Consider the following 14,356-nt stretch of genomic DNA (forward strand, 5'->3'; position numbering starts at 1 on the left):
GCGGACGAGTTCAAAATGAATTCGTCCGTCTTTTTTTTGCTGCCCGGACCTGAGTCGGCTGTTTCATGTCCGGCCTTCAAATTAAACTGAAAGTATAAGGCAGTGGTTTTATATTTCAGTAACTTTTTGAGGAGAAAACTTATGACAGTGGTTTCAAGCAGCAACAACATTACTTTTGCAGGTGATGGCGTTCAAATCTTATTCGATTTTAATTTCAGGATATTCAAGGAAGAAGATCTTGCGGCAGTTGTTCGGGACAGTTCCGGCACAGAAATAGAGCTGGTCGCAGGAAGTGACTTTAAGCTTGTATCTGAAGCGGGAAATGATTCGGGCGGCAGGGCTATGTATCCTGTTTCCGGAATCCCTTTGCAAACTGGTAGCAGTATAACTTTTTACAGGGAAATATCTTATTCTCAGGAACTTGAACTTGTTGATAACGATCCTTTTTCTGCTGAATTGCTTAATGAAGCTTTTGATCGCGGAGTTATGCGTGATCAGCAGTTGCAGGAGCAGGTTGCAAGGGCGTTGAAATATGACATTTCTACTCCGGCGGAAGAGCAGCTTATGCCGCAGGAATTTATGAGTAATGTTGTTTCGTTTCGTGACGCTGCCTCCGCTGCGCGAACAGGAGCAGAAACAGCTAGAACTGAATCAGAGGCTGCACAGATTGCAGCGGAAGCCGCCAGAACGGGAGCCGAGACAGCGCAGACCGCAGCGGAATATGCAAAAAGCGAAGCCGAGGCAATAGCATGGGGGGATATTGTTAATCTCAGGAGCAAAACGCCGATTTTAAATGGTCCGGTCAGCGCTACTGAAGGTTCAACTGTTGAGGTCAGTATTGCTGATTATGTAGCAGATTCTTTAACGAGCTATGAGATTGATGTGGAAGATTTCGGTTCTGCCGAGCTTGTCGGTTCCATAATAATCTGGACTCTCGGAATAGTGGATGTTGATACGATTCATTCTGTCAAAGTCGTCAGACGCAGGCGCGGAGAGATCTATTCCGAGACAGCGATTCATCAGCTTTTGGTTAAAGATGTTTTGGTTAATGACGGCCCGACTGTTGTTTTCGCAGATGATTCTGCGGGCTGGCCCGGTGCGGTTATAGATGCAGATGGAATTCAGCCCCCGGCTTTTTCTGTAGGAGCTACTAACGCAAAGCAGATTGTCAGCGGTAAAATGGAAGTTGAAGTTGCTTCCGGTAAGCGCACTGTCCTTGACGGCACACTTTCCACCTCGCTCAAGGTTCTGGAAGAGATCTTCGCAGGAGATATACTTATCACTGATCAGGGGAATGTTCTTGTCGGGGATGTGTCTGGAGGTGTGTCCTCTACTGTTAACTTTGTTCCAACTTTTGTAAGTTCTGCAAAAACAGACGGGTGTACCGTAACAGCGAGTAGCGAATATGTAGGGTATCCAGCATGGAAAGCTGTCGACCATGATATTGCTACAAGTGATAATAATTGGATTAGTAACGCCACATCCTCAGCCTCTTTAACTTTGGTGTTTGATACAACTAAATCATTAGGAAGTTACAGATTAACTGCAATGTTGGCTCCGGCTAGTGTATCCGCATATATGCCAAGGAATTGGACAGTGGAAACACGTTTAACGGGCGGCGAATGGACTCAGGTAGACAGTAAAGTTGATCAATCAGACTGGGGAGCAAGCGAACAACGAATCTTTCAAGTAAACTTTGTTGAGGCTTTCAATGAAATTAGAATAAATATTTCAAATGCAATTGGTGGCGGTGCAGGATTGACAGAGTTTGAATTATTTGAAGCACCTAACCCCTATGAAACAGCGATTGACCTTCCTCTTGCTCCAACTAATGTTTTTAAGAATCCGTTGCAGGGTGAGAAGTTAGTCATAACAGAGCCATCTACAACAAGTTTCAAGACAACAGCACAAGTTGTTGAGAACGAACCTTTGTTTGTTGACGGTGTGGATGCGGTTGCGGGGGGTGTGACAGAAAGTGAAGGGGGGGAAGCTGATAGCATACCCACAATGACAGGAGAAACAACTTCCGGCTGTACTATAACTTCCACGTCAGTTCCGATGGTTCCTGATCAAGCACCTTGGAAAGTTTGCAATGGGGCTTTCACTGGGTCGAATGATGCGTTCCAAGTAGAAAAAAATACAATAGACTTGACCATACAACTCCCCACACCTGTTAAGCTTACTTCTTATGAAATGTCTCCACGTGGGGTGAACTCAACGGACTTAACTCGCGCACCTAAAACATGGACAGTAAAGGGTATCCGCGCAGATGGAACAAGAATTCTACTTGATACACAAACGAATGTGACTGGTTGGGTTTTGGCTGTTTATAAAACCTTTATGCCCTCTGTTGTAATTGATGAAGTGTTCGTTCGGTTTGAACTGGATGTTACTGTGAGTGGTGGTGTAGGTTATACAAATATAGGGCATTTCCAAATTATTGGTAAGGCTTCTAGTCATACCGTTGATATAACAGCCGCAGGACTCACCGAACCCCCTGTTCATGTCAGTCGCAGGGCAGAGAATATTTTTGCTCTCGGTGCTGGTATAACGGATGAATATCTTGGGCCGGAAGTTGGTTTAACTCTTGACGGAGGGGAAGGTATTGCTTTTTCAAATTACAATACGGTTGCCTCTACTGATAGGCTATTTGCAACAACAAATCAGATGGGAATAGCTTATACTCCAACGAGTGATCAAACTCTCACTTCTGCTTCTGTAGAACTTAATAGTACAAACGCAGGTAAGACTCATGCAGGTGTGTTTCTTTGGGTTAATGAAACTACATTGGGTGATCAAGTAGGAGCATGGGGTGATGAATTAGATATGGTGGTGGGAAAGAATACCTTCCCGCTTCCTAACGTTGCTGTAACCAGTGGAACCAAATATTGTGTTGTCTTATTTGTAACAACTGTAGGTACTGTCTCTATCATAGCCTCAGAGACTGGTGGTACTATTGAAGCTTACCGCAGTGATGGTGTCGTAGAGCCTTGGCGTATGGAAATAATGAAGGCAGAGGAGGGAACCTCTACAACGTCCTCAATCGTGACTATCTCTGACACCTCAAAAGCCGCAATGCTGTATATTTTAGGTGGTTCGCATAACAATCTACTTATTGATGGGAATATTGATGCAAAGGTTGCGAGTGTGAGTGAAGAAATTATTGCAGAGGGGCTTTTTAAAACCACAGCCAACCTCGTAACCCCGCTCGCAAAAGTTCCGACTTCAGTCGCGATTCCTGATAGATACAATTTGTCGCCGTCAGGCTCCACCTCTGAACTAACTGATGAAAAACTTAAGCTGGTTGCGAATAAAATAGATTTTCCTGAAAATCCCGATCTTAAGCAGCTCGCAATGGCTGTGCGCGGGCCGGAAGATATGCGCTTTATGGGCGGCAAAATTTATATTCAGGAGAGTATTTAATGAGTAATATTAAGCATAAGGTTGAACAGCAACCGGGCGTGTCTGTACATCGGGAAATACCTGCAATGCGTAGCGCGGAGGAGTTTGATGTCAGTCAAATGAGCGTTGAATCACGTGCCGCTTGGAAAAGGGTATGTGGTGACGGCAATGCAACTGCTGACGATTTTAAACATGTTTTTTCATCAATTATGAGTAGTCGCGTTGTTGAGGATGTGTTGAAATAACACAATAAATTGATTTTACGGGGCACTTATTTAAGTGTCCCGTTTTTTTATGATAAAAACAGGGTTGCCATTCTACGCTATGAAATATATTTTTCTTTTCCCAGTTCGAATTTTTTGAAGTAAATCGACTTATTTCCTTACCCTGTCCGAGTGGTCGGAGTCCGGTTTTTTTATGACATCAAAATGGTTTTATCATCCAATTAAGACAGAGCTTGCAGAACTTGAAGAAGCTTCTCTTCTCAGACGTATTCCTGCTGTTGATAACGGGGCAGAGAAAGAACTCCTGTTTAAGGGACAAAAATTCTTAAATCTTGCCTCTAACGATTATCTTGGGCTTGCCTGCGACGAGCGGCTTAAAATCGCATCGATTCAGGCTGTCCGTGATTACGGAACAGGTTCTGCTGCTTCACGTCTTGTAACTGGTAATTTCAAATTGTATGATACTTTGGAACAGGAATTTGCAGCGTTTAAGGAGCAGGAAGATGCTATGCTCTTTTCATCCGGCTATGCCGCAAATCTTGCTATCATGGATTCTTTTGCTGACCGCCATTCCGTAATATTTTCGGATAAGCTTAATCATGCCAGTATCATCGACGGTATTAAAATGTCAGGCGCTAAGCATGTCCGCTATCAGCATAATGATATTGAACATCTAAAAAAACGTCTGGAATCTTTCAAAAATATTTCTGCTAAGATTTTAATTACTGATACTATTTTCAGCATGGACGGTGATCTTGCTCATATTGAGGAGATTGCTCAGCTTTGCGAATTTTATGATGTTATGCTTGTGGTGGATGAAGCTCATGCTGAAGGAATTTTCGGCGGCGGGAAGGGGCTTTGTTTTGAACGTAAAATTTCAAAACTTGTCGATTTGCATATGGGAGCCTTTTCAAAGGGGTTCGGTTCGCTTGGTGGAATTGTTTCAGGAAGTTCGGATTTAATATCGTTTCTTAGAAATAAAGGGCGTTCGTTCGTTTTTTCAACAGCGTTGCCTCCTGCTGTTGTCGGGGCAAATTTAGCTTCGCTTCGTCTGGTTTTATCCGATCCTTCAATAGGTGAAAAACTTCTCGATAAGAGTCGTGATTTAAAACTATTCCTTGAAAGTGAAGGGTTTGACTGCGGTAACTCTGAAAGTCAGATTATTCCGGTTATTCTGGGGGAAAACAAGGTAGCTCTGCAGGCGCAGGCTCTTCTTTTGGAAGCGGGGATTTATACGGCTGCAATTCGTCCTCCGACTGTTCCTATGAATACGGCCCGTCTTAGACTCTCTTTGCGTGCGGACCTGACGAGCGATGATATGGAAAAAATTAAGCATGCTTTTACTTTGTTAAAAAAAGAGATTCTGTAGTGGGTTCTGTCTTCATCGGCGGATGGGCAACCGCAAAAGAGCAATATCCTGTTTTTGCTGAATCAGGGGACTTTTTAATACCTTTTATAGATTTCAGTCCTGCAGAATTGTCTGATTACCTTACGGGTGGAAAAATACTTGTGGGATGGTCTACAGGGGCGCATGTTTTATTGAAAGAATGTCGCCATTTATTTTCAAGGTATGATCAAGTTGTTTTAATCGCCCCTTTTTTGTCATTTACTGATTCTTTTCCTGAAAGAACGCTTAGACGTATGATTTCCGGATTGCGTAAAAATCCAGATATTGTAGTCAGTTCTTTTCATAAAAATTGCGGTGAAGATATAGAAATCCCTTTTAATGCACGTCAAGTGGATGCGCTGGTGGAAGGATTGGAATATCTTATTGCTTCCCGTATCAGTTTTGAAGAAGATCTTTCTTTGGTGAATTTGACTTTGGTGCATGGGGATAACGATAAAATAGTTAGAGAATCCGCTTTTGAGTCCGTTGTGAAGTTAGTCCCGCGGGCGAAGGTTTTGCGATTAGAAAGCGGTCATAAAATTTCTGAAAATGAAATAATAAATTTGATTAAGGGGCTTTAAGAGCGTGAAAAAGAGGATTCGACAATGTTTCGGCAAAGCCGCGACCTGTTATAGTGATGCTGCATCTGTTCAAAAGAAGGTTGCTTTTCAATGCGCTCAGTATTGTCCGAAGGGACACTATAAAAAGGTTTTGGATGTCGGTTCGGGGGTAGGTTTTTTATTCAACGAACTGGAAGACCGAATTACATATGATAACTATGTTTCGCTGGATTTAGTTCACCCCATGCTGATGGAACAGAAAGAATTGTCAGTGCCGTTATTGGTTGCGGCTGACGGTGAAAATATTCCCTTCAAAGAAGGGCAGTTTGATTTGCTTGTCAGTTCATCCGCAATGCAGTGGTATGCAAACCCTGAAGAATCTATTCCTGAAAGTTTTAAAATGTTGAAGCAGGGAGGGAAGTTTGCAATTGCGATTTTCGTTAAGGGAACGCTTTGTGAGCTTGCAGATGTCAGTTCAAGAACAGGGTTCGGGTCGGTTAAGGATTTGAAAGATTCTAAATTTTATATGGATGTTATCTCTGGAATTTCAAATGTCAGAGTAAACTTCACTAACAAGCGGCACGAAGTCTATTTTCCTTCTGTCGCGGGTTTTTTAAAAAATCATAAAATGACTGGAGCAGTGGCTTCAAGCGGGAATATTTCCTGGGGGAAGGAAAAATATTTACGTTTTGTTACAGAGTATGAAAATTTATATGGTGGAGATCAGGGAATAAGAGTTTCTTATGAAGTTTTATTTGCTTCCGGGGAAATTTTGTAATTCCGGAGCAATAAAGATTAAGAGCTGTTTTTTTTGACTTTTTAGTCGCTTAGGAAGAGTATTTATCAAGTTTGAGGGTAATGAATTTTTAGGAGTTACATATGCTAGTAGGGGATTGGATGACGGAAGAGGTTTTAACCCTCTTTCCTGGTGCGCCTATAAGTGACGCAGTTGAAATGATGAGAGACGCTGGGATTAGACAAATACCTGTAACTGAAGCTTCCGGTCTTGTTATCGGAATAGTTTCAGATAGAGATATCCGTGATGCTATGCCTTCAAAGTATCTGGCAGGAGACGGAGCTTCTGTTAAAAGTGGTGGTTTGAAGGGGCTTAAGATTAAAGACATAATGACTCATGATCCATTCATTGTTGCTCCTGATACATGTATGGAAATCGCAGCCGAAACTTTGCTTGAAAATAAAATCGGGGGACTGCCGGTTGTCGACGAGTTCGGGCTTGTCGGTATTATTACCGATGTTGATATTTATAGATTTTTGACAACTGTTACCGGGGTAAATCGCGGAAGTTCACAATTCGCATTTTTGTTGGAAGATTCAGCTCCCGCTCTGGAAGAATTGCTGAGTGACTTGTGGGCAAGAGGCGTTAGACTTTCAACCGTGTTTACATCTTATGAAGGTGTTGAACACGGGCTTAGAAGAGTTTTTGTTTGGGTTCAACGGCTTGATGACGGGACGATTGATTCGTTAGTCACACACCTAAAAAAAACTTACGGGTTAAAGTATCATGTGCATAAAGGTGAAACCTTTAAAGCTTAATTTTAATGATTACGACTTAAGATGTTTAACAAAGCCGGCTTTTATAAAAGCCGGCTTTGTTTTTTTGAGCAGAAAATAAGTATTGATTAAAATATTTTTAAGCAGGTTGAACAAATCAAGACGGTGGGGTAAATAAATTTTTATAATTAGATTAATCAATTTGTGAGGTTTGAGTTCTATGGATACTTCTGAGTTAATACGTATTATGCAGGGGTCGATTGCTCCGGTTATTTTGATTTCCGGTGTTGGTTTAATTTTGCTGTCCATGACTAATCGTTTGGCTCGTCCATTGGATCAAATTAGAAAAATTCTTCTGCTTTTAAATAGCCGGTCTGATGTAGAGGTTGATTACCTTCATCGTGAACTTAAAATTCTTTATAAAAGGTGTAGAATATTACGAAGCGCAATTGCTCTGTGCGTCATTAGTATATTTTTTGTCAGTCTTGTTATTTTGATGTTGTTTTCTACTTTTCTTTTCGAGCTTGGAATTGGTTTGGTAATTAAGATATGCTTTGCGCTCTGCATAGTCAGTCTCATCAGTTCTTTGATGTTATTTTTGTGGGATATCAGTTTGACTCTGCATGGAGTGAGGATTGAGATACGTGAGCATTATTTAAGGGATAAAAGAAATTAAATGCTGATAATTAAAAACGTCCGCATCAGGGTTATCTGATGCGGACGTTTTAATTGTGATTTATAAGAACAGTTAAGCTTTTAATTTTAGTTTTTTAGCTTCTTCATAAGTTTCTACACTTATTATGTTCAGAGTCAGCATTGCAGATAAAAGGTTCATGTTTTTTTCGTCTGCAAATTGTGATGCTGTTGAATATTGGTTGGCATCTAAAGATTGTCTTTTTTCAAGCCAGTCTTTTAAATTTAATGATGTTGGTGTATTAGAAGGCTCTTTTTCATCTGATTTAACTTCTTTCGCACTTTTTTTCAATTCTGCCAGTTGTCTTTTGATATTTCGTCTTTTTTTTCTAAGTTCTTCTTGTTCGGAATATAATTTTTTTTCTTTTTCAACTAAAATTTCATTTCTTTTATCGAAATTAGCAGCAACAGTTTTACATAGAAATATTGTAACTATTGTAGCCAGAACAAGAAGTATTGCGGTTATAATCATCATGGTGGATACCGTGCTAAGACCTTTTGGGTGCAGACAAATTACTCGGTGTCATCAAAAGAGTCCGTTATTTGAGATTCTGTTTTTTTGATTTCATCTTCAATTAAAGATATCTCAGATCTTAAGCGATCCATTGATCTGTTCATGTGTGCTTCTTTAAGTTCAAAAGCTCTTTTTCTCTGAGAGTATTTTGCAGTACGTCCCGCATAAACAGAGTAGACAATGAAAGCGAAAATTATGAGAGCGATAAGAATTATAAGTATTTCCATTTGGTTCATCCTTCAGGGAGATTAACTTTTGGGACCTTAGTGGATATGGTTTGTATTTACAAGGTAAATCAGTTTGTACATATGAAATAGTCTGTGACGACAGGTAAAATTTTTAAATATTAAATCTTGTTATTTTTGCAACAAAATATTTAAATTTAGTGTGAAGTGAGTTATCTTATAAGAACGGTGGGAAAAAATGCAGTTGTTGTCTTATGAGGTTCAGGATGCAGGATACTGAGTTATTTGCTGATGACGAGCTTCTTTTTACGGGAGAAGAGGTTGAAGAACGTCCGGTCAAAAAGGCGAAGCCTTGGCGTGTCCTTGTTGTTGATGATGAGCCGGACATTCACACTATGACTCAAATGGTGCTTGGGGATTATTCTTTCGAGGGGCGTAAGCTTGAATTTATTAGTGCTTTTACAGGGGAAGAGTCTTTAAATATTCTTAAAAAAGATCATGAGATAGCTGTCGTTCTCTTAGATGTTGTAATGGAGACGAGTACTGCCGGTCTTGATGTTGCCAGACGTATAAGAACTTTTGTAAATAATCAATTTGTAAGGATAATTTTAAGAACCGGACAGCCGGGAGTTGCGCCGGAGCATAAAGTTATTACTGAACTTGATATCAACGATTACTGGCAAAAAGCTGAGCTTACATCACAACGGCTGACAACTTCTATTACGACTGCTTTGAGATCCTATCGGGATTTACGCAAGATTGAGCAAAACCGCGTTAGTCTTGCCCAGCTCGCAATGTCTGTTGCGCATCAGATCAGAAATAGAACAATGACAATTACCGGTTTTGCCAATTTGGCAACGCGTAAACTTGATCAAGAGTCTGACATAGCAAAGTATCTGGAAACTATTTCTGAGGAATCCGGCAGACTGGAAGAAGTTGTCGGTAGTGTTTCCGATTATGCTTCCATTGATAATTGCGATCATCAAAATTCTGAAATTTTTCCGCTTCTGGAAGAAGTTATTATTGAGATTAAAAAATTTGCAGCAAACCTTGATAAGAATGTCGAGTTTGATATCAGTCTGAAGCATGCTGTTATAGATGGACGGCCAGACCTTTTTAAGAAGGCTATTGAAGAATTGATGAAGAATGCTGTTATATTCAGCGATGAGTCTTCACCTCGGGTTGAGCTTAGCGTCCAGGTTGATTCTGAATTGTGTCAGATAAAAGTTATCGATAACGGTTCAGGAATTGATGATGCGGATCTTCCATATATTTATGATCCTTTTTTTACCAAGAGACCTGAAGCGGTAGGTATGGGGTTAAGCATCGTCAGGAGAGTTATTGAGGGTTATAACTGGACTCTGGATTATTCAAAGGAAGGTCGTAACGGGGCTGTTTTTACGTTGATAATTCCTATTTGATTTAGTCGTATAAGTCATAAGCGAGGGTGTAATGGTTTTTGGCAAAGATTCTGTTGATAATGATGAACTCCTTTTTGCTGAAGAATCGACTGAGGAGCGTTTTGACCATTTTTGCGATCATAGTAGAAAGTGGAAAATACTTATTGTTGACGATGAAAAGGATGTGCACAGCACCACACGTCTTGTTCTTGATGATGTTACTTTTGAAGGTGGAAAACTTGAATTTATAAGTGCCTATACTGGTGATGAAGCTCTGCAAATAATGCGCGAGCAGTCCGATATCGCAGTTATTCTTCTCGATGTTGTGATGGAAACTACTCATGCGGGACTTGATGTTGCCCGGATAATTCGGGAAGAAATGAAAAATAAAATGGTCCGCATAATTCTTCGGACCGGACAACCGGGGCAAGCTCCTGAGCGTAAAGTTATTATCGAATATGATATTAATGACTATAAGCATAAAGGGGAACTTACAGCCCAGCGGCTTTTTACTTCTGTGTTCTCCGCCCTGCGTTCCTATAGAGATATACTTGTAATTGATCAGAATAGAAAAGGTCTGAAGTATATAATTGAAGCTTCAGGAAGTCTTTTTCAGCAGCAATCCATAAGCCGCCTTGCTCAGGGCGTGCTTACGCAGGTTATTTCACTTCTGGGTCTTCGTGACTCTGTATATATGAAAGGAAGCGGTATGGCTGTTTCCAGTTCTGATTCAGAAAATATGCGTATAATTGCTTCAACCGGTCGGTATGCGGAGTGTCATGACTCAGTAGATAATTGTTATGAAATTTCTGATGATACTAAGAAAAAATTTGATAAAATATGTTGTATTGGTCATGGCCGTTTTATCGGTGACGACTATGTCGGCTATCTTCCCACACGGCAGTATGGTTCACATTTGTTGTATGTTGAAGGTTGCGGTGTAAAGCACAGTGAGCAGGATGAAGATTTATTGCGAATTTATTCCGATAATGTCGGCGTAGCTTTTGATAATATTTATCTTAATCAGGAAATACTGGATACTCAGAAAGAGATTGTGCGTATGCTTGGAGAGGTTGTTGAAAATCGCTCAAAAGAGACAGCTTGTCACGTTGTACGTGTTTCAGAGATGACTAAAATTTTAGGAGCTGCCCTTGCACTTGATTCTGAATATGTAGATGAATTGTATTATGCTTCCCCTATGCATGATGTCGGTAAAATCGGGATACCGGATTCTATTTTATTAAAACCGGGTAAACTTACACCGGAAGAATTTGAGATTGTGAAGACTCATACCGACATAGGGTATAAAATACTCGCAGCAAGCAACAGGAAGCTTTTAAAAACGGCAGCGATTATAGCGTATGAGCATCATGAATATTGGAACGGTTCCGGTTATCCCAGAGGACTCAAAGGGGATAATATTGATATTGCCGGGAGAATAACCTGCATATCCGATGTGTTTGATGCTCTTTGCAGTCGTCGTACATATAAAGAACCATGGGATGTGGACAAGGCTCTCGAATTTATTAAAAAGAATCGGGAGATTATGTTTGATCCTGCTCTAGTGGATGTGTTTTTTGAAAAGTTGGAATTTGTTTTGGCTATTCAAGAAAAATATAAAGATTAATTTTATATTATTTTTTAAGTAAAAATAGCAAAGAAGAAGCCCGAAATCATTCGCCATTAATAGTGGATGATTTCGGGCTTTAATTTTTAGTGACTTATCGATTTTTTTGTCTGGAAGAATTCAGGCTATTTTTTCTTCCATGAATTTTCTTCGCCTGTTGCAAGGCGGCGAATGTTTTCTCTGTGAGTCCAAAACAGGATCAATGTTAAAACACATCCTAGAAGAACAGCTCCGAAGCTTCCGGTAAGCAGAGCCAGAACAGGTAAAGCCACAGCAAGAGTCAATGACCCCATTGATACATATCCTGACAGCATAATTACAGCCACACAGAAAATTACAGCCCAGAGAGTTGCCGCAGGGGCAAGAACCAGAAAAGCTCCAATTGTTGTTGCAACCGCTTTGCCGCCGCGCATATCCAAAAAGATGGAGAATACATGACCGAGGACTGCGGAGAGTGCAACCAGAGATAAAAACATCCAGTTATGACTGTACTGAGAAGCCATGAGGACCGGGATAAATCCTTTAGCTATATCTAATAACAGAGCCGCGACTCCGTATTTAAATCCACATAGTCGTGCAACATTTGTAGCACCTGTGTTTTTACTTCCTTCTGTGCGGGGGTCAATTCCGCAACCGATTTTAGCAATAAAAAGTCCGAAGGGGAGTGATCCCAGAAAATAGGCGAATACTAACCAGAATATCCAAAGCATGGACAAACTCCTTTAAGTCTTATTTGTTAAAAAAAACTATTCTTCCAGAGCTTCGACGACTCTGATCTCGTTTGTAAGCGGATCAATTTTGTTGAATCTGATTTGAAATAATTGTCCGGGGTAAAGTTTATCACCAAGCATGGGGCGTGGAACTCTTACATTGATCTGAATCTCAGGCATTGCAAGAGAAGTCAACGGGCCGTTGTCATCAACAACAGCAGCGGACTGCCATTGTTTTTTGTTTTGTGCGAGATAAAGAAGTTTCCAATATCTAGGCCGGAATCTCTGAATTTTAATTACCGCTTGCAGTCTGGTTTGAAGTGTTGCCGCCAGAGTAGTAAGCTCATCGCTGGTCCAGAGAGGTTGTTCTGTTTGTAAATAGTGGCAAAGCTGAGCCATATTTATGAAGTCCGCATATCTTCTGAGCGGAGACGAAATCGGGCTGTATCCCTTAACCGCAAGAGTCGCGTGTTTTTTGGGAGTGGTCTCCATTTGCGGAGGAACCATCTGTCTGACCCTCTGAAAAATTTCATGAGGCTTGGTTACAATACCGCTTGAATCAGAGGGCAGAGCTATATCCTGAGTTCTGTAAAGAAGCGGGAACCCGTGTTCATCTGCGAATCTTCCCAGTCCTGAATTTGCCAGAATCATAAATTCACTTATAATCTGATCTGCTCGTGATGTATCCTCTTTAGAACTGATACTCACTGAAACTTTTTCAGGCCATCCTGTCAGCGAAATTTCAGGTTCGGGTCTGCGGATTACTACCGCGCCGTTTTTTATTCTGCTGGCGATAAGTTTTTCCGACAGCTCGAAAGCTAAAGCCATCTCATCATCTGTGCCATCTTCAAGCATTTGTTCAACAGCTACATATGTGCTGTTATCGGTTAATTTTACCCATCCGGTTTTCGGAGAAATGGATATCAACTCACCGCATCCATCGAGCTCAAAAGTGGTAATCAGCGCAGGTCTTAATTCTCCTGAAAATAAGCTGAAAGCACCGATACCGAGCTTTTCAGGAAGCATGTGGCTGGTTCCTTCGGGAAGATATATGCTGGTTCCTCTGTCAAGGACAGCTAGGTCAAGCTTGCCTCCGAAATTCCAATCCATGCAGGGGCGGGCAAGAGCTATCGTAAGAGTATAGCCGCCATCGCTGTTTTTTTTCAGATTAAAAGCATCGTCAATGTCGCGGGTTGTTGCCGCGTCAATGCTTCGCATAGGCAGAGGGTATGGGGCTATAGCTTTTGTTTCTACAGCAGTGACCAGTCTGTCTATTTCTTCTGTATGATCTGCGGTCCAGCTGTCGTCCGGTGAATAGTCGGCTTCATTAAACAGAAAATTGTGATGCGGATAAACAATTCCCCAGCCTTGAGCCAGCAGCAGGGCTAAATGAGGATGGTCAGGTAGTCCTTTTTTTAATGCAATCCACATTTTGTGAGATTTTTCATCGCTAACTCCTGCAATGCGATCAAGCAGGAACGAGTTTAAATAGTCAGCTGTTTCATCGGACATAACCGGAATTTGGTCTGTATTTATTTTGCTGCCTGATTCCCGTGCAACCCAGATCTTTTTAAAAAGATCTTGACCGGCTGTCATTGCTTCTTCTTGCCGCTTTTCTTCCGACTGTTGATTCAGGCGCTGTTCAACTTTGTCTTCGGTGTAAATTATGAATTCAGGCGGCTGAAATTTGAAATGAGTTTTGGCCGCAAGCATAGCGCGTCCCATCGCAGATATCTGGTCAGCATCAGGAGCTTCCCATAACAATCCTGCAAACCATGTCAGGGGGGCTTTTTCAAGTTCTCCCTGCGCAAGGTCCCAGATGTCCATGACATCGAGTCCAGCTTGGATTTCACCGCGTTTTTCTTGATGGCTGAGCATCAAATCAAGCATTTCCTGACGAGTTGACTCGGCAGAATATTGAGGCCCGACCCAAGGTAGAACTCGGGCCGCAGGCATTTTGGTTTCTCTTTTATTGATAGTGTAGAGTTTTAGTTTGCCAGCTTGTTCTTCCATTACAAATGCAAGCTGGGGCTGATTTCCGTGCATAAACTCTACGATATTTCCGGGCGCGACATAACGCCCATCCTTGAATAGGGACATGTAATTCCTTATTTAATATGAAATCCCGGAACCCTCTGACAA

13 protein-coding genes are annotated in these 14,356 nt (G+C 41.3%); 9 read left to right on the forward strand and 4 right to left on the reverse strand.

Annotated features, from left to right (window positions below; genetic code table 11):
- Positions 1 to 141 precede the first annotated feature (141 nt).
- From BLT41_RS09875 to BLT41_RS09905, 7 genes are all read left to right on the forward strand, one after another.
- Positions 142 to 3,423, forward strand: a complete 3,282-nt coding sequence (locus tag BLT41_RS09875) for a hypothetical protein (protein ID WP_092160715.1) — start codon at positions 142 to 144, stop codon at positions 3,421 to 3,423.
- Entirely contained in the window at positions 3,423 to 3,647 is a 225-nt protein-coding gene (locus tag BLT41_RS09880; protein WP_092160717.1) for a hypothetical protein, read from the forward strand. The genes BLT41_RS09875 and BLT41_RS09880 overlap by 1 nt, the downstream gene beginning before the upstream one ends.
- Before the next feature lie 172 nt (positions 3,648 to 3,819).
- Entirely contained in the window at positions 3,820 to 4,995 is a 1,176-nt protein-coding gene (locus tag BLT41_RS09885) for an aminotransferase class I/II-fold pyridoxal phosphate-dependent enzyme (protein WP_092160719.1), read from the forward strand.
- A complete protein-coding gene (locus BLT41_RS09890) occupies positions 4,995 to 5,594 on the forward strand; it encodes an alpha/beta hydrolase (protein WP_092160721.1) in 600 nt (199 codons plus the stop codon). The genes BLT41_RS09885 and BLT41_RS09890 overlap by 1 nt, the downstream gene beginning before the upstream one ends.
- A 4-nt stretch (positions 5,595 to 5,598) precedes the next feature.
- On the forward strand, positions 5,599 to 6,351 hold the full coding sequence (locus tag BLT41_RS09895; protein ID WP_092160723.1) for a methyltransferase domain-containing protein: 753 nt from the start codon (positions 5,599 to 5,601) through the stop codon (positions 6,349 to 6,351).
- Positions 6,352 to 6,452: 101 nt separating this feature from the next.
- Positions 6,453 to 7,127, forward strand: a complete 675-nt coding sequence (locus BLT41_RS09900; protein ID WP_092160725.1) for a CBS and ACT domain-containing protein — start codon at positions 6,453 to 6,455, stop codon at positions 7,125 to 7,127.
- 178 nt (positions 7,128 to 7,305) lie between these two features.
- Positions 7,306 to 7,761, forward strand: a complete 456-nt coding sequence (locus tag BLT41_RS09905) for a DUF2721 domain-containing protein (protein WP_092160728.1) — start codon at positions 7,306 to 7,308, stop codon at positions 7,759 to 7,761.
- A 72-nt stretch (positions 7,762 to 7,833) separates the two neighbouring features.
- On the opposite strand, the gene BLT41_RS09910 is transcribed toward BLT41_RS09905, so the two are convergent.
- Together BLT41_RS09910 and BLT41_RS09915 are read right to left on the reverse strand one after the other, a co-directional pair.
- Complete coding sequence (locus BLT41_RS09910) at positions 7,834 to 8,253, reverse strand: hypothetical protein (RefSeq protein WP_092160730.1); 420 nt, start codon at positions 8,251 to 8,253, stop codon at positions 7,834 to 7,836.
- A gap of 38 nt (positions 8,254 to 8,291) precedes the next feature.
- Positions 8,292 to 8,519 carry a hypothetical protein gene (locus BLT41_RS09915; protein ID WP_092160732.1) on the reverse strand — a complete coding sequence of 76 codons (228 nt, stop codon included), beginning with the start codon at positions 8,517 to 8,519 and terminating at the stop codon, positions 8,292 to 8,294.
- Positions 8,520 to 8,743: 224 nt separating this feature from the next.
- Between BLT41_RS09915 and BLT41_RS09920 the strand changes: the two genes are divergently transcribed.
- Positions 8,744 to 9,898: an ATP-binding response regulator gene (locus BLT41_RS09920; protein WP_092160734.1), complete on the forward strand. Its 1,155-nt coding sequence runs from the start codon at positions 8,744 to 8,746 to the stop codon at positions 9,896 to 9,898.
- Between the two features lie 31 nt (positions 9,899 to 9,929).
- Positions 9,930 to 11,504 (forward strand): response regulator, encoded by a 1,575-nt coding sequence (locus BLT41_RS09925; protein WP_092160736.1) that lies wholly within the window; start codon positions 9,930 to 9,932, stop codon positions 11,502 to 11,504.
- A 125-nt stretch (positions 11,505 to 11,629) separates the two neighbouring features.
- Here BLT41_RS09925 and plsY read toward each other — a convergent pair whose 3' ends face one another.
- Positions 11,630 to 12,214 carry a glycerol-3-phosphate 1-O-acyltransferase PlsY gene (plsY, locus tag BLT41_RS09930; protein WP_092160738.1) on the reverse strand — a complete coding sequence of 195 codons (585 nt, stop codon included), beginning with the start codon at positions 12,212 to 12,214 and terminating at the stop codon, positions 11,630 to 11,632.
- A 36-nt stretch (positions 12,215 to 12,250) separates the two neighbouring features.
- On the reverse strand, positions 12,251 to 14,314 hold the full coding sequence (locus BLT41_RS09935; protein ID WP_092160740.1) for a ribonuclease catalytic domain-containing protein: 2,064 nt from the start codon (positions 14,312 to 14,314) through the stop codon (positions 12,251 to 12,253).
- Positions 14,315 to 14,356 lie beyond the last annotated feature (42 nt).

The sequence above is a fragment of the Maridesulfovibrio ferrireducens genome, assembly GCF_900101105.1.
Lineage (GTDB): Bacteria > Desulfobacterota > Desulfovibrionia > Desulfovibrionales > Desulfovibrionaceae > Maridesulfovibrio > Maridesulfovibrio ferrireducens.

Bases quoted from the DNA above. Each gene is read 5' to 3' on its own strand.
- BLT41_RS09875 (WP_092160715.1), top strand. From the start codon at position 142: ATGACAGTGGTTTCAAGCAGCAACAACATTACTTTTGCAGGTGATGGC.
- BLT41_RS09880 (WP_092160717.1), top strand. From the start codon at position 3,423: ATGAGTAATATTAAGCATAAGGTTGAACAGCAACCGGGCGTGTCTGTA.
- BLT41_RS09885 (WP_092160719.1), top strand. From the start codon at position 3,820: ATGACATCAAAATGGTTTTATCATCCAATTAAGACAGAGCTTGCAGAA.
- BLT41_RS09900 (WP_092160725.1), top strand. From the start codon at position 6,453: ATGCTAGTAGGGGATTGGATGACGGAAGAGGTTTTAACCCTCTTTCCT.
- BLT41_RS09905 (WP_092160728.1), top strand. From the start codon at position 7,306: ATGGATACTTCTGAGTTAATACGTATTATGCAGGGGTCGATTGCTCCG.
- BLT41_RS09910 (WP_092160730.1), bottom strand. From the start codon at position 8,253: ATGATGATTATAACCGCAATACTTCTTGTTCTGGCTACAATAGTTACA.
- BLT41_RS09915 (WP_092160732.1), bottom strand. From the start codon at position 8,519: ATGGAAATACTTATAATTCTTATCGCTCTCATAATTTTCGCTTTCATT.
- BLT41_RS09920 (WP_092160734.1), top strand. From the start codon at position 8,744: ATGCAGGATACTGAGTTATTTGCTGATGACGAGCTTCTTTTTACGGGA.
- BLT41_RS09925 (WP_092160736.1), top strand. From the start codon at position 9,930: ATGGTTTTTGGCAAAGATTCTGTTGATAATGATGAACTCCTTTTTGCT.
- plsY (WP_092160738.1), bottom strand. From the start codon at position 12,214: ATGCTTTGGATATTCTGGTTAGTATTCGCCTATTTTCTGGGATCACTC.
- BLT41_RS09935 (WP_092160740.1), bottom strand. From the start codon at position 14,314: ATGTCCCTATTCAAGGATGGGCGTTATGTCGCGCCCGGAAATATCGTA.